This window comes from Paucibacter sp. Y2R2-4, from assembly GCF_025717535.1.
Lineage (GTDB): Bacteria > Pseudomonadota > Gammaproteobacteria > Burkholderiales > Burkholderiaceae_C > Paucibacter_A.
In genome coordinates, this window is the sequence record NZ_JAJIRO010000002.1 from 193,082 (window position 1) to 208,108 (window position 15,027).

The window sequence follows — 15,027 nt, forward strand, 5'->3', positions numbered from 1 at the left end:
GAGATGCAAGCAGCGCCCCACTGGCCCCTGCCCTTTTGGATTGCGCACCGAGGTGCTGGCAAGTTAGCGCCGGAGAACACCTTGGCCGCTTTCCGGCTGGGCGCGCAACACGGCTACCGGGCTTTTGAGTGCGATGTGAAGCTGTCCAGCGAGGGCATTCCTTTCTTGCTTCATGACGCCACGCTGGAGCGCACCAGCAATGGCCAAGGCGTGGCCGGCGACTTGCCCTGGGGCGAGCTCGCGCGCCTGGACGCCGGCAGCTGGCACAGCCGCGCCTATGCCGGCGAGCCGCTGCCCACCCTCGAGGCGCTGGCTCGTTTCGTTTTGGCCAATCGCTACGGCTTCAATATCGAGATCAAGCCCACGCCGGGGCAGGCCTTGCTGACCGGCAAAGTCGTCGGCCGCGAGGTCTTGCGTTTGTGGGGCGGCTCAGGTTTTGCGCCGCTGTTCAGCTCCTTCGAGCCCGAAGCCTTGCAAGGCGCCAAGGAAGCCGCCCCCGAGATCTTGCGCGGTCTGCTGCTCGACAGCTTGCGCGAGGGCTGGCTGAATGAAGCCCAAGCCCTGGGCTGCGCCGCCGTCATCACCAACTACCGGCTGATGGACGAGGCCACCGTCGGCAGCATCCATGCTGCGGGCATGAAGGCCTTGGTCTACACAGTGAACGATGCAGAAGCCGCCCAGGCCCTGATAGCGCGCGGCGTGGACGGCATCATCACCGATGCGGTGGACCGGTTTTCACCGGCCCAAGAACCTCATCAGTAAGCCACGCTGAAACGCTGGCGTGGGTGCGCCGGCTTCTCCATCTCATCCAGCATGGCCACGGCATAGTCGGCCACGCTGATGCGGCTTTGGCCCTCGGCATCGGTCATCAGCTGATCACCCCCCAAGCGGAAGACGCCGGTGCGCTCACCCGGGGCCAACATGGCGGCGGGGCTGAGCAGGGTCCATTCCAACTCGGGCTCGGCTTGCAGCAAGCGCAGCGCCTGACGTGCGCCCTCGGCCGAGGCCTTCCATTCGGCAGGGAACTGCGGGGTGTCCAGCAGGTTCAAGCCTGGCGCCACCTCGAGCGAGCCGGCACCGCCCACCACCAAGAGGCGTGGTGCGGGTGCCGCCTTGGCGGCGCTCAAGATGGACTGAAAGCCCTGCAAGAAATAGCCCAAAACATCGGTCTGCGCATGGCCGCTGAAAGCGCTGATCACGACGTCGTGACCACGCAAGGCCTGGGTCAGCGCAGCGGTGTCTTGCACATTTATCGCCTGGGCCCGCACGCCCGGCAGCGCCGGCACTTTCTCGGGATGCTGAACCAAGGCGGTCACCTGATGACCGCGCTGCACCGCTTCTTGCAGCAGTTGCGAACCAATAAAGCCGGTGGCGCCAATCAATGCAATCTTCATGTCTGAACTCCTGTTTAGGTTGCGATGGCCTGAACTTTGCCGGAGTCGATTGAATAAATAAACAGCAACAAACTAAACTGATTGTTATTGAATCCAATACAAACTCTCGGAGCCTCATCGCATGAACACAGCCCCGCATGTGGATCTGAATGATTTGCTGGCCTTTGCCGCGGTGGCCGAGGCTGGCAGCTTCACCGCTGCGGCCGAGCGCCTGGACAGCAGCAAAGCGCGCCTAAGTCTGCAAGTGCGACGTCTTGAAACGGCTCTGGCCCAAGAGCTGTTTCACCGCACCACGCGGCGCCTGATGCTGAGCGAAGCCGGCGCGCAGCTATTGGACAAGAGCATCCCGCCGTTGCGCTTGGCGCTGGAGGGGCTCAGCCACGCCAGTCGTGGTGCCGCACCGAGCGAGCTGAGCGGCACGCTGCGCATTGCCAGCACGGTGGAGCATGCAGTGCAGCAGCTGGCGGCCTATGTGGCCGAGTTTGCGGCCCTGCACCCCAAGCTGGAGATTGACCTGCGCAGCAACGACCGGGTGGCGGATCTGGTGCGCGACGGCATCGATATTGCACTGCGCAAAGGCTGGCTGCCCGACTCTTCGCTGCGGGCCGTCAAGCTGGGGCGTTTTGAGCAAATCCTGGTCGCATCGCCAGACTATTTGCAGCGCGCCGGCCGCCCCAAAAAGCCCGAAGACCTGGCGCAGCACGACTGGCTGGCGCTGACCTTGCTGAGCACGCCCCTGACCTGGAAGTTCAGCGACAAGCGCGGCGAAAGCGTCACCGTCCGCATGAAACACTCGCGGCTGCGCACCGACAACCCCGGCACCCTGCGCAGCCTGGCCGAAGCCGGCGCCGGCATTACCGCGCTGGACAATGCCAGCGTGGCGGCGGCCCTCGAATCGGGCCGATTGCAACGCCTCTTGCCGCAATGGCGCTTGCCCGAAGGCGGCCAGTATGCGGTCTTCCCGCCGGGCCGCCATCAACCGCCACAGGTGCAAGCCTTTATGGCGTTTTACAAGGCCAAGCTGGAGGCCGACTGAAGCGCAGCGCGGGTCTCAGGCGGAGATACTCAAACGGAGATACGCGCATAGACACAGGTATTCATCACCTCCCCCGCCGGGGTCAGGCTGTCACGGCGCAGAATGCCTTCGAGCTCGAAGCCGCAGCGCTCGGCCACCGCCCGGCTGCGGGCGTTGACCTCGTCCATGCGTATCTCGACCCGGCGCGCCTGTAACTGCTCGAAGGCCAGGCGGGTCAAGGCCCGCACGGCTTCGCTCACATAACCCTGACCCTGAGCGCTGGCGCGTATCCAGTAACCGATCTCAAAGCGGCGCACCTGCCAGTCGATGCGGTGGAGACCGGTGCCGCCCAGCAAGCGCCGCCCTTCCGGCGCCCGGTCATAGATTTGATAGACCAAGTCGCGCCGGGCCACAAAGTCCGCACATTGGCGGCGCGCCACCGCCTCGGAGTCTTCAAAGCTCGGCGCTTGCTGCGCCCAAGGCATCCAGGGGCTGAGTTGGCCGATGGACTCGGCGATCGCCACCGCCATGGCTGGGCCGATGCCGGGCCGGGGTGCGGCGAGCAGTAAGCGTTCAGTCTCCAGGCTCTCGGGCACCTCAATCAGAATGGGGTCAGGTCTTGCTCGCATCTCGGCCTCCCCGCTTCACTTGTCGGAACGCGGCTGGGACAAAGCGTCGGTCTGCGTCTCAAAGCCTGGGCCGGGCATGGCTTCGGCGCCGAGCTGCTGCTCGTCGAAGTCATCGCTTTCCGGCTTGGGCAACTCACGCACGCTGCGCAGCACCGGATAGCGCCAAGCCAGCAGGCCCAGAATCAGAGTGCCCACGCCCGCAAACATCAGCGCCGAGCGCAGGCCCAGGTGCTCTCCCAGCCAGCCGCCCGCCAAGGCGCCCGGCCCGGCCGGCAGAAGAATCAGCCAGCGCATGGTGCTGGTCATGCGGCCCAACATGGGCGCCGGCGTCACCGCCTGCCGCAAAGACAAGAAGTTGATGAAGATCAGCACCGCGCCGACGCCAAAGGTGAAGAGCATGAAGGCAAAGGCGGCAATGCCGATAGGCCCGACCGGCGCCAGCGACAGGCCCAGCCAACCGAGACCAGTGACGGAGACCCCAGCCACCAAACAAGGCCCCGGCCCTAGCTTGGCGCTGATGCGATGGCCGAAGACGCTGGCCAAGACGGTGCCGGCGCCCAGCGCCACATAGCTCAAGCCCACTTGCTGAGCACTCAGGCCCAGGCTGCGGGTGGCAAACAAAATTTGCACCACCTGCGCGGCATTGTTGAAGAGTTGCCAGCCGCCCACGGTGCAAGCCAAGGCGATCAGCAAGGCGCGTTCGCGCACGAACTGCACACCGGCCTTCAGGTCGCGCCAGAACTGCGCGTCATCAGACTTGCGCAAGTCTTCTTGCACCTTGATGCCCCGCAGAATCATGGCCGAGAACAGCACCAGCACTGCGTCCACCGCCAGTGCCATCGGCGCGCCCATCAGCTTGATCAGCATGCCGGCAAGACCTGGCCCCGCCACCTCGGCACCACTGGAGGCCAATGCGTTTTTGGCATGCGCCTCGACCAGGCGGTCGCGGCTGACCACCTGGGTCAAGACGATCTGCGCCGCGCTACCCGCCGTGGTGTAAACGGTGCCGAGCACAAAGCCCACCACATAGAGCCAGGTCATATTGAGCCAGCCCATCACCGCCGCCAAAGGCACGGTGGCCACCGCAATCGCCAGCAAGGTTTCGCCCCAGATGTAGACCGGCAGCTTGCGCACCCGGTCCAGCCACACGCCCGAGGGCAGCGAGAACAGCACGAAGGGCAAGATCTCCATCGTGGTCAGCAAACCCATTTGGGTCGGCGTGGCATTGAGCAGCAAGGCCGCCGTCAAGGGCAGCGCCAACATGGTGACCTGGCCGCCCAAAGAGCTGATCAGAATGGACGACCACAGGCGCCGGTAGACAGCGTCCCGCAAGAGGTCATTGGGCGGCAGCGTCAAGGCGCTGCGCAGGCGGTCAAACCAGGACATGGTTTGTTGCATGGAAAAAACTCCAAACTTTTGGGGCAGGGAATCCGGCGCGGCCTTCAAAGGCTGTCAGTGGAATCATCCTGGAACTCGGGGCGTTACGGTCCTGTGACCGCATTCGCAAAAAACTGGGCTGAGAGCTTGGGCTCAAGCGTCCGGTGCAAGCGTCAATGCGCTGCGGCCCAGTGGCCACCAAGACCAGCAGCGCACATCGGCACACCAGCGCCGGAGCGGGCGCTGCATCGGGTGCGATCGAGTAGCTTGGTCATGAGTTGGGGCAAGGAATGAGGCTCTATCCTAGCAGGCCCGCCGCCCGCAGGCGCATGACTAAAGCCATGGCCGTGCGTTCACAAGCCCGCGCCAGCGCGATCGCGCGGCGGCCGGCGCTGGGCCGAGAGGGTGCGCGACTCGCGCTGAAAACTCAGCGATTCATAAATGCCAATCGCCACATCCTCGGGGTCGGCGCACATCACCAGGCGCTGCAGCCCCATCTGCTCGAAGCCATGGCGCAAGGTCGCTGCGATCAAGCCAGTGCACAGCCCGCGCCGACGCCATGCCGGATGGGTACCCACATGCTGAAAGCGCCCCAGGGTCGAGGCCTCACCCGCCTTGAACAAGCCGCAATCGGCGAGCAGCTCATCGCCTTGCCAAACACCGAACCAAGCCCCGAGCCCCGCCCGCTGCATCGCGGCATAGCGCTGCAGCTGCCGCTCGCGATGGCGCCGGTAGCCGCCCGGCTCAAAGCCGGCCTCCATGGTGGCGCATTGAAGATCCAGCGCCCGCTGCAAATCCGGGCCCTGGCTCAGATCGAGCGCGCGGAAGTGAAAGTCCGCTTCCAAAGCGCGAGCCATTGGGCGCGTTGACTCGGCCTGCAAGACCAGCGTCTCGGTCGCATAAATCTCAAAGCCCGCCGCCGCCCATTGGATCAACGGCTCATGCGGCCCACGGGCATCAAAGCCAATCGCCACATGGCCGGACTCGGGCGTGAAGCGCCCCACTTCATCCTCAAAGCGCTGCAGCCAAAGCGGCAAGTCTGCATCGCGCGGCGGCTGCGGCAGGATCAGGCAGTTGCCCCAGTAAAACAGCGGATTGCTGGGCGTGCGGACCACCACGCAATCGGCCCGCTCGCTGACCAGGCCGTCGAAGCGGGCGAAGCCAATCTCGGTTTGCCAGCCCAGCGAGAGACCCTCGACCCGCGTCAACTCAGAAACCAACTGCGGCCCCATCACGACGCGGATCGCTGGCCGCCACATAGCCTTCTTCGGCCGGATCACCCATCCGCCAGATGAATTGGCCAGCACCGAAGTCTTGATAACTGTCGTGGATATCGCCGATCTGATGACCCAGAGCCTGCAGACCCGCAATAGTGTCGGGCCGCATATGCGGCTCGACATTCAGCGACAAGCCCTCGTTGAAGCGCCAACGCGGCGCATCGCAAGCGGCCTGCGGGTTCTGACCATAGTCCAGCATGCGCGCCAGGGTCTGCATATGGCCTTGCGGCTGCATATTGCCGCCCATGACGCCGTAGCTCATCACCGGCTGCCCGTTCTTGGTTAAGAAGGCGGGGATGATGGTGTGGAAGGGCCGCTTGCCCGGCGCCACTTGGTTCGGGTGGCCGGCTTCCAGCGTAAAGCAGTGGCCGCGGTTCTGCAGCGAGAGCCCATAGCCCGGCAGCACCAGGCCCGAGCCAAAGCCCATGTAATTGCTCTGGATGAAGCTCACCATCATGCCGCTCTCATCAGCCGTGGTCAGATAAATGGTGCCGCCCTTGACCGGGTTGCCGCATTGGAAATCTTGCGCGCGGCGCGGGTCGATCAGCTTGGCCCGCTCGGCCAGATAGGCCGGGTCCAGCATCTCGGCGGCGGTGACGCTCATGCTGCGGGCGTCGCCGACATAACGGTACACATCAGCGAAGGCCAGCTTCATCGCCTCGATCTGCAAATGCTGCGAGGCCACGCCGTCCACCGCATGGCTGGGCAGGTCCAGATGCTTCAAGATGCCCAGCGCGATCAGCGCCGCAATGCCTTGGCCATTGGGCGGAATCTCATGCAGCTTATGGCCGGCATAGCTTTGCGAGATGGGCGTCACCCACTCGGGCCGGTAGGCGGCAAAGTCGGCCGCCGTCATCGCGCCGCCGGTCTGGCTTGCAAAGGCCGCCACTGCCTCGGCCACCTCGCCCCGGTAGAAAGCCTCGCCCTTGCTTTCAGCGATCAAGCGCAGGGTGCGCGCGGCGGCCGGGAACTTGAACAACTCACCCACCTCTGGCGCCCGCCCGCGCGGCAAAAAGGCTTCGGCAAAGCCGGCCTGCTGGGTCAACTCAGACACCGCCGCCGCCATCGCCCATTTGCTTTGCACCACCACCGGCACCGCATAGCCGCGCTCGGCGATCTCGATGGCAGGCGCCATCAGGTCGGCAAAGGACAGCTTGCCAAAACGCTCGCTCAACGCCACCCAGCCGGCCACCGCGCCGGGCACCGTCACCCCGCCCCAGCCACGCTTGGGCGGATTCTTCAGCTCCGACCCATAAGTCTTGAAAAAATAATCCGGCGTCCAGGCCGCCGGCGCCGTGCCCGAGGCATTCAGGCCATGCAGCTGTTGGCCATCCCAGAGGATGCAAAAAGCGTCCGAACCCAGGCCGTTGCTGCAAGGCTCCACCAGCGTCATGCAGGCCGCCGTGGCAATGGCCGCGTCCACCGCATTGCCGCCCTGGGCCAAGGTGCGCAAGCCAGCCTGCGCGGCCAGCGGATGCGAGGTGGACACGATGTTGCGAGCAAACACCGGGCTGCGCACGCTCGGGTAGCTCTTGTTCCAATCAAAGCGCTGAGGGGAAGTCATGGGGTGGGTCTCCTGATCTGCTCTTGATGTTGGCTCTTGAAGATACGTTCTCTGCAGCGGCCAAACAGGCCTTTGTTGGCCTTGATTGTGGCTGCTCTGCAAGGGACATCAGCCACATCTGAGCTTGTGTTCGCACAAAAGCGAGCTGGCAAGCGAGCCGGCCTCAGCCGGTCATTGAGTGGTCATCTGTAGGTCATTCGGCCCATCTAGACTGCGCCCATCATGCCTGGATCCTTCTCAGTTTTTGACTCCTTGGCGGAGCATCTGATCGCCACGCTGGCCCCGCGCAGCGCGCTCGATATCGGCTGCGGCGCTGGCAAGTACGGCCAGATGCTGGCTCGCCTCGCGCCGCAGTGCCGGCGGAGCGCCATCGAGCCCGAAACGGGCTATATCGAGCAATACCGCTTGAACGAGCTGTATGCCGAGGTGCTGAACTGCAGCGCCGCCGAATGGCAAGCGCGTGCGCAATCGCTGGACGCTCAGTTCGATTTGGTCATCTTGGGCGACTGCATCGAACACATGCCCAAGAGTGCGGGCCTGGATTTGCTCAATTTCTTGGCCTACCGCAGCGCCTACATCCTGGTGCTGGCGCCGGAGTTTGTGGTGCAAGGCGTGGTCGGCGGTGTGGCCTCAGAAGCCCATGTCTCGGTCTGGAGCGAGCGCGACTTGGGCTGGCACGATCTCTGGGCCTGGGAGAACTGCCGCTCGGTCGGCCTCTACCTCTTGCGCGGCTACTTGCCGGTGGGGCCGGCGCTGAGTCAGGTGGTGGAGGGCGTCAATGCGCTGAGCCTGCCCATCCATGAGTTCCATGATCGCCAAAGCGTGGTGCGGCCGGCGCGGTTACGCCTGGTCGACCATGGGCGCGAGATCAGCTACCGACCGGCGTGAACGGGCTGACTGCATCAATCACGCCTTCCATAGGTCGTGAGCGCATCTTCATCAGCATCGCCGCCTTCTGCGATCCGCTGCTGGGCTTTACCATTCGCAGCGCGCTGCGCCAGGCCAGCCATCCGGAGCGGGTTTTCATCGGCCTGGTCGAGCAGCAAGTGCCCGAGCTGCGGCTGCAGTTGCCTGACTCGCTGCAACAGCAGGTGCGCAGCATCCACATCCACCCCTTGGAAGCGCGCGGCCCCTGCTGGGCGCGTGCACTGGCCATGGGCTTGCACCAGGGCGAAGAGTGGTTTTTGCAAGTGGACTCGCACACCTGGTTTGAGCCCGGCTGGGATGAGCGTTTCATTCGCTGGGGCCAGGCCTGCCAAAAGCTGAACCCGCGCTGCCTGATCACCGCCTACCCCAACCCTTTCACCCTGGTCGACGGCCAGCCGGTGGCGCAACTCGTCAGCACCCAGGTGCTGGCCCATGTGGTCAAGACCGATTGCCAGTTCGACCCCGCCCACCCGGTGCTTTACTTTGAAGGTGTGCCGGTGGCCAGCGACAAGCCCATCTACGGCCTGCATGTGGCGGCCGGTTGCTTGTTCGCGCCAGGCTCGGTGGTGAACGCCCTGCCCTATGACCCTTTTCTGTACTTCCACGGCGAAGAGCAGTCCTTTGCCCTGCGCGCCTGGACCCAGGGCTGGGACATCTTTCATGTGCCCGCCGTGCCGCTCTACCACCACTACGTCGGCGCCGGCGGTTCGGGCCGGCCCATGCACTGGTCGCCGGAGCTGGATGCACAACGCAAGGTCCGCTCCGGCGTGCTGAGCGAGGCCGCCAATCGCCGCTTGAGTGCGCTGTTATGGGAGCAGGCCGATCTGGGCGTTTATGGCCTGGGCCGCGAGCGCAGCCTGGCGGACTACGCAGAATTCAGCGGCATTGACTATCTGCAGCGCCGCATCGCGCCCTCAAGCTACAAGGCACGATTCGGTTATTGAACCTGCGATCAACGAGCCACCGTTTGCCCGCCGATTGAGGCAACCGGCTGAACCTTTTGCGCCTGCATTTGCGAGCGCAACTCTTCGGCCACATTCTCCAAACGAATGTCGGTAAAGCCAAACAGCGGGTCACCGATGCCGGTGATCTCTGAAGGCGAGCGGCTCAAGTAGCGCTTGATGGCTTCTTGACCGATGGCGTAGAGCTTGCGGTTTTTCTCCTCGGCATCGGCCAGCGACTGGGTGCTGCGCTCCAGCATTCGCGTCGTCACTTGCACCGCTTGCTGACGCTCATTGCTTTCGCGCCGGGCCGCCTGCAATTGTTGCTGCAGCTCTTGCTCGCGGCTCTTGGCGCTGGCCTCCAGCGCTTGGCGAGCGGCTTCGGCGGCCTGCAAGTCGGCTTGCAGCTTTTGGGTCTGCGCTTCCAGCGCTTTCAGCTTGGCGGCTTGGCCTTGGGCTTGCGAGCGGGCCTTGCTGGCTTCTTGCTCGGCTTGGGTCTTTTCTTGCTCCAGCTTGCTTTTCTCTGCTTGCAAGCTGGACTGCTGCTCTTGCGCGGCCTTCAAGGCGCTTTGTGAGCGACGCAGGGCCTCACGTTCCTTGGAGACTTTGGCGTCCTGCGCATGGGCAGGCATGGCCACACTGGCGCACACCATCAGCGCGGCCGCCCACACCTGCCGAGATCCAAACAAGGTATTGCTACTCATGGTGGCCACCTTAGAAACGAGCGTTCAGATCCAGCTGGATCACGTCAATGCGCAGCGGCGCGCTGCTCATATAGCCGTTGAGCGAGCTGGGGTCGTTCTTGTCGGTCAGGAAGCGCACACCGTCGTCCAAACCGCGGGTGCTGGTCCAGCGTGCACCCAGCCAGAAATTGCGATCGAAGGCGTAGTTGCCGCCCAAGGACCAGCCCTTGTAATTGGTGCCGCCCAAGTGCCAGGTGGTGTCAGCAAATGCGTCCACCCAGGCATCGCGCTCCATATAGCGATAGGCCAGGAAGCTCTGCCAGTCGCCGCGCTTGGCCAGCTTGGCGGCACCGGCTTGCACCCGACCTTGCAGGGCCGTGGTCTTGTTCAAAAGCGGCGCTGTCGGGTCATTCAATGCGGCGCCTGAGCGGCTGCGGATATCGGCCAGGTCAAAGCCGGTGTTCTTCACCCAATCGAAGCTGAAGTTCAGCATCACCGGTGCCAGCGCGTCCACGCTCAGACCGGCGGTGAAATTGACGGGCTTGAACTTGGAGGCCAGGCCCCAGGTGGGCGCGGTCGAGCTCGTCGGGTCATTGATATTGATCAGCGTATTGCCCTTGGAGCGCCAGCTGCTCGGGTACTGGCTGCCAAAGTAGTCAACCGAGCCACTGCTGGGGCCACTGGGCAGCGGCACGCTCTCACGCTGGCCTTCGATGTTCTTGAACTGATAGTAGGCCAAGCCCAGCTTCAGCTGCGTGCCCTTGGCCACTTCGAATTCAGCGCCGACTTGCGCGCCGAGCAGCCATTTGTCGCGGGTGCTCAGCTCCAGCTCTTGCACCGGGAAGGCGCCAGCCGTAACAAAGACACCCTTGCGAGCGGCAAAGTAATGCTGCATCTTGGCGGCAAGCCCGTCGAAGGCCAGATCGTCTGACCAAGTCAGATCGCTGCTGTAGAAGGGGTTGGGCATGCGGCCGAAATCGGCGCTCAAGCCTTGCCAGCCGGCGGGCGGTTGCCAGTGCAGCCAGGCGCGATCCAGGGTCAGGGTGTAGCGATTGAAGCCACCCCCATTGCTGCTGCCCAAGGTTTGGCTGGTGGACGCCGGGCCAGTCACGCCGCCGCTGGAGAAGCGCAAGCCGGCTTGCACCTGGTCGGAGAGCTGGGCGTCGATGTCCAAGCGGGCACGCAAGCTCAGGCGTTCGCGATCTTGCGTGGTGTTCTTCAGATCGGGGGCCCAGGCCGGCGTGCCGGTCTGGTTGTTGTAAAGCCAAGCCGGCGCATTGCCATGGTCGAACTTGTCGCTTTGCGCACGGGCCCGCAGGTCGCCGCCGATCTTCACGCGAGAAATCCATTCGGGCATGGCGCCCGGCTCACCCCAACGCTCACTGCGCGCTTGGGCCAGCACATCGGCCTTGATCTCTTCGCGCATTTGCTGACGCGCCGACTCCGGCACATAGGGCACGCGCACCACCTTGGAGGCAGCAGCGCCGGCGGCAGCACCTGCAGTGCCAGCAGCGCCAGCAGCGCCAGCAGCCAGGGGCGCGCCCCATTGCGGCTCCGAAGCGCCAGGCGCAGAGGCGGACTGACGTGCTTGCTTAACGATGGTTTCGGCACGCTCGCGGGTGATCAAGCCCTGCGACACCAGCGCTTCAATCAGCGCCTGCGTGGTGGCGCGCAGCGTGGCCAGTTCCTGCTTCTCATCGGCGCTGGCCTGGCCTTGTTGAGCCTGGGCGGGCAGGCTGCAGCCCATCGCTGCCGCCAGCGCGACCGTGCTCAGACTCAGCGTTTGCGCGAGGCTGCGAGGGCTCTTGTGTTGAGTGTTCATGACTAGGGAGAAAAAGAGGAAAAGGTTCAAATCAAATTCGAGCTAATGCGCGGGCAGCCATCAGGCCTGCGGCCGCACGCTGAGGCGAAAACGCATCGGTTGCGTCATGGCCGCAGGCGGCGGCAGCAGCTTGAACTGGCGAGAGGTCTCATCCAGCGCCAGACGCAGCGCCTTGTCTTGGCTGGCGTCGCCGGTAGGCGTCAGCTCAAAGCGCTGAATGGCGCCGTCGCGGTCCAACCAAATGGCGAAGGTGGCAGTCAGCTGATCGGCCTCGCTTTTCAGGCGCCGCTCGATTTCGTCGCGCAGCATCTGGCGCGCGCTATTGGCATAGAGCCGCTCTTGCGCACGATCGGCCATCGTGCCGCCGCCCGCACCGGCCGCGCCGGTATTGGCGGCACCACCGCTGTACTCCTTGCTGACGCCGCCGGCCGCAAAGGCGCTCGGGCCATCGCCGGCCGCGCCTTCCATCTTGATCGGTTCGTTCGCCGGCTTGGGCGCCTCAGCCTGCTTGACCTGGTCTTCGCGCATCACCTGCTTGGGCTCGTCCTTGGGCGGCTCGGGCTTCTTCAGCTCGGGCTTGGGCGGCGGTGGCGGTGGTGGCGTGTCGGGAAGGATGCTGATCTTGGCGACCTGGCGCTTCGGCGCCTCGGTCGGCTTCATGCCCTTGACGGCCCAATAGCCCGCGCCCACCAGGGCGAGGAAGCCCAAGGCCACGCCGGCGCGAATCAGCCAGACGCGCTGCGGCGAATCATCCAAATGGTCTTCGGCCAAACCTGTACTCATGATGTGGCCCTCAAGTCCCGATCTTGGCCGTCACCAGGCCCATATTGACCTGCAACTTGTTGCACAGATCGATCACCGCCACCACGCTGGCGTACTGGGTGCGCGCATCGCCCTTGATGGCCACCGACATCTGCGCATCCAGGCTCTTGGCCTGCTGCAACTGTTGCTCCAACTCGGGCAAGCTCACGCCCACACCGTTCAGCAGCACGCCGCCATCGGGCATCACCTGCACGATCTTCAGCTCATGCTTTTCAGCGCTGGGCTTGTTGCTGGGCTTGGGCAAGGTGATGGTGAGCCCCTGCACCGAGGCGGTGGTCATCAGAATGAACACCACCAGCAGCACATAGGCCAGGTCCAACATCGGCGTGACGTTGATGGTGTCAATCGGTTTGACTTCATTGATGACTTGCATGGCAAGACTCGCTTTTCTTTTTGGGCTTTATTCCGGTGCCGCTCGCTTGGTGACCAGGCCGATCTCGGTGATGTCCAACTTCTTCACCACCTCCAAGACCTCCATCACCTTCTCGTACTGCGCTGCAGCGTCGGCCTTCAAAACCAGCGGCAGCGCGGGATTGGCAGCTTTGTACTGCGCCAATGTGTCACGCATCTGATCCATGGTGACCGGATAGGCATCTAAGTACACCGCGCCATCGGCGGTGATGGTCACCGCCCGCACCTGCGGCTTGGCCAGATTGCTGGTGGCCTGCGTGGTGGGCGACTTCACCTTCACCCCTTGCACCGAAGCGGTGGTCAAAATGATGAAGACCACCAGCAGCACATAGGCGAGATCCAACATCGGCGTGACGTTGATCTCGTCATACGGTTGGTTGTCACTTTTGACGTCAGCCGACATGGGGTGCGCTCCGCTTCAGGCAATGAGAGGGCCGATGGCGACTCACGGCGCGCCGTGAACTTCGGCCACGCGGGTGATGAACTCGTCGATGAAGATCTGCATGTCGGACGACACGTTCTTGATCTTGGCAGCGAGGTAGTTGTAGGCAAACAGCGCCGGAATCGCCACGCCCAGACCGGCCACAGTCGCCAGCAGCGCCGAGGCAATACCCGGGGCAATCGCGTTCACGTTCACATCACCGGCGGCAGCAATCGCCGCAAAAGTGATCATCACGCCGACCACCGTGCCCAACAGGCCCAGGAAGGGGCCGCCAGCAATCGCGATCGTCAGCAACACCATATTGGAGTTGAGGTGCGCGTTCTCACGCACAAAGTCGGCGTCCACCGAGGCCTTGACGGCATTCATCGCCGGGCCGGTCAAAGCGCTAGCGCCTTGCTGGCCGACCTTGCGCTTCTCGAGCTGATGCACGCCCGCCTCATACAAGCGGAACAATGGCGAATGCTTGTGCTTGGCGCCTTGGCCCAGGGTCAGCAGGTCTTTGTCGGCATCGCGGAAACGCTTCAGGAATTGGCGGTTGTCCTTGTCAGCGCGGCTGACCAAGATGGCCTTGGCCACGGTCACCCAGGCGGCGATCACAAACATAATGCCCAGAATGATGATGACCACCCAGGCGTCGGTCGTCAGATTCTTGACCAAGATGGCCATATGGCCGCCATGCTCCTCGCCACCGGCTGTTTCCGTGGTTTCGCGCTGCGAAGCGACCAAGCGGCTCTCTGCGCCTTGGGCGCCCGCCGACACGGCCAGCCACTCGGCACTGCGCAAAACGCTGGAGACTTGCAACTCGTCCGTCAAACCGGTCGCGCCCTCACCCAGGCGCAGGCTGTTGCCCAAAGCCGGTGTAGCCGCATCGGCTTGTGCCACTTGGGCGCCGCCCACAAACAAGGTGGCCTTGCCCAAGCCCAGACGCAGCGCAAGGTGGGTCCACTTGGCCGGCGCAATCTCGCCGCCCGAGAGTTCGGCCTTGCCGGTGTTCAGGCTGAGCTTGCCGCCCTTGACCGCCAGGCTCAAATCGCCCCACTTGATCAGGCCGGCGCGGTCCACCGCATCCAGCTTGACCCACAGCGACAGCGTCAGCTGATTGCCGCCGTCCACAATGGCTTTGTCGCTCAGCGGGTAGACGATGGCCTGGCCCGTCAGCTTGGCGCTCGCCGCCAGCAAGCCATTCGGCTCGATGCTGATGGCGCCCTCAGGCTTCACGCCACCTTGATGGTCGGCACCGGCCGGCGCCTTGTCGCTGAAGTGAAAGGCTGCCAGCGTGCCGGCATCAAAACCCGCCGCCGCCACCGAGTCGCCCGGCTCCGCGGCTGCCTTGGCATTGCCGGAGTAAACATAGAACTGGTTCTTGTCGCTGCCCGGCAGCACGCTGGGCACTTGCACCCACAGCACGGCCAACTCATTGACACCGTCATAGCGCTCAACGCTGAACTTCAGCGGCGTCTTGTCATCAGCGGCGATGACGCGCAGGTCCGAGCCGTCTTCCTTGGCCGCAGTGAAGTCGAAATTGCCCGAATGCAGACGCACCGCCACCGCCACATTGCTGGCGGCTTCCTTGGTTTCGGTGCCCTGCGCCGAGGTGTTCAGCGTGATGCGGGTGCGGCCGGTCCATTCGCTGTTCCACCAGGCATTCGCGATGCCCGGCAGGACTGCGCCCATCAATGCGAGGGCGCAAACGCCCCGACGAATTTGTGCGTTACGCATGTCG

General features: G+C 64.0%; 15 protein-coding genes. 4 read left to right on the forward strand and 11 right to left on the reverse strand.

What is annotated here, in order from left to right; translation table 11 throughout:
* Positions 1-3 precede the first annotated feature (3 nt).
* The gene (gene ugpQ / locus LNV06_RS07735; RefSeq protein ID WP_263537685.1) at positions 4-762 is read left to right on the forward strand and encodes a glycerophosphodiester phosphodiesterase; all 759 of its coding nucleotides are present in this window, start codon (positions 4-6) and stop codon (positions 760-762) included.
* Here the strand turns inward: ugpQ and LNV06_RS07740 are convergent.
* The gene (locus LNV06_RS07740; RefSeq protein WP_263537686.1) at positions 756-1,394 is read right to left on the reverse strand and encodes an NAD(P)-dependent oxidoreductase; all 639 of its coding nucleotides are present in this window, start codon (positions 1,392-1,394) and stop codon (positions 756-758) included. The genes ugpQ and LNV06_RS07740 overlap by 7 nt on opposite strands.
* Before the next feature lie 121 nt (positions 1,395-1,515).
* Between LNV06_RS07740 and LNV06_RS07745 the strand changes: the two genes are divergently transcribed.
* Entirely contained in the window at positions 1,516-2,430 is a 915-nt protein-coding gene (locus LNV06_RS07745) for a LysR family transcriptional regulator (RefSeq protein WP_263537687.1), read from the forward strand.
* A 29-nt stretch (positions 2,431-2,459) separates the two neighbouring features.
* Here LNV06_RS07745 and LNV06_RS07750 read toward each other — a convergent pair whose 3' ends face one another.
* The 4 genes from LNV06_RS07750 to LNV06_RS07765 form a co-directional block, all read right to left on the reverse strand.
* Positions 2,460-3,038, reverse strand: a complete 579-nt coding sequence (locus LNV06_RS07750) for a GNAT family N-acetyltransferase (protein ID WP_263537688.1) — start codon at positions 3,036-3,038, stop codon at positions 2,460-2,462.
* A gap of 15 nt (positions 3,039-3,053) precedes the next feature.
* Positions 3,054-4,436: an MFS transporter gene (locus LNV06_RS07755; protein ID WP_263537689.1), complete on the reverse strand. Its 1,383-nt coding sequence runs from the start codon at positions 4,434-4,436 to the stop codon at positions 3,054-3,056.
* Positions 4,437-4,768: 332 nt separating this feature from the next.
* A complete protein-coding gene (locus LNV06_RS07760; protein WP_263537690.1) occupies positions 4,769-5,674 on the reverse strand; it encodes a GNAT family N-acetyltransferase in 906 nt (301 codons plus the stop codon).
* Positions 5,625-7,256, reverse strand: a complete 1,632-nt coding sequence (locus tag LNV06_RS07765) for a gamma-glutamyltransferase family protein (RefSeq protein ID WP_263537691.1) — start codon at positions 7,254-7,256, stop codon at positions 5,625-5,627. Before LNV06_RS07765 ends, LNV06_RS07760 begins: the two co-directional genes overlap by 50 nt.
* A gap of 222 nt (positions 7,257-7,478) precedes the next feature.
* Between LNV06_RS07765 and LNV06_RS07770 the strand changes: the two genes are divergently transcribed.
* Together LNV06_RS07770 and LNV06_RS07775 are read left to right on the forward strand one after the other, a co-directional pair.
* The gene (locus tag LNV06_RS07770; RefSeq protein ID WP_263537692.1) at positions 7,479-8,144 is read left to right on the forward strand and encodes a class I SAM-dependent methyltransferase; all 666 of its coding nucleotides are present in this window, start codon (positions 7,479-7,481) and stop codon (positions 8,142-8,144) included.
* On the forward strand, positions 8,141-9,127 hold the full coding sequence (locus LNV06_RS07775) for a GlcNAc-transferase family protein (RefSeq protein ID WP_263537693.1): 987 nt from the start codon (positions 8,141-8,143) through the stop codon (positions 9,125-9,127). The genes LNV06_RS07770 and LNV06_RS07775 overlap by 4 nt, the downstream gene beginning before the upstream one ends.
* Positions 9,128-9,135: 8 nt before the next feature.
* Here the strand turns inward: LNV06_RS07775 and LNV06_RS07780 are convergent, their stop codons facing one another.
* From LNV06_RS07780 to LNV06_RS07805, 6 genes are read right to left on the reverse strand one after another with little or no spacing between them, the layout of a single operon-like run.
* Positions 9,136-9,828: a hypothetical protein gene (locus tag LNV06_RS07780; RefSeq protein ID WP_263537694.1), complete on the reverse strand. Its 693-nt coding sequence runs from the start codon at positions 9,826-9,828 to the stop codon at positions 9,136-9,138.
* A 10-nt stretch (positions 9,829-9,838) separates the two neighbouring features.
* Positions 9,839-11,629, reverse strand: coding sequence for a putative porin (locus tag LNV06_RS07785; protein ID WP_263537695.1), 1,791 nt, complete (start codon positions 11,627-11,629; stop codon positions 9,839-9,841).
* 60 nt (positions 11,630-11,689) lie between these two features.
* Positions 11,690-12,412, reverse strand: coding sequence for an energy transducer TonB (locus LNV06_RS07790; protein ID WP_263537696.1), 723 nt, complete (start codon positions 12,410-12,412; stop codon positions 11,690-11,692).
* Between the two features lie 10 nt (positions 12,413-12,422).
* Positions 12,423-12,824 carry an ExbD/TolR family protein gene (locus LNV06_RS07795; RefSeq protein WP_263537697.1) on the reverse strand — a complete coding sequence of 134 codons (402 nt, stop codon included), beginning with the start codon at positions 12,822-12,824 and terminating at the stop codon, positions 12,423-12,425.
* A 27-nt stretch (positions 12,825-12,851) separates the two neighbouring features.
* Positions 12,852-13,265 carry an ExbD/TolR family protein gene (locus LNV06_RS07800; protein WP_263537698.1) on the reverse strand — a complete coding sequence of 138 codons (414 nt, stop codon included), beginning with the start codon at positions 13,263-13,265 and terminating at the stop codon, positions 12,852-12,854.
* A 42-nt stretch (positions 13,266-13,307) separates the two neighbouring features.
* Entirely contained in the window at positions 13,308-15,023 is a 1,716-nt protein-coding gene (locus tag LNV06_RS07805) for a DUF2341 domain-containing protein (protein ID WP_263537699.1), read from the reverse strand.
* Between the last annotated feature and the right edge of the window lie 4 nt (positions 15,024-15,027).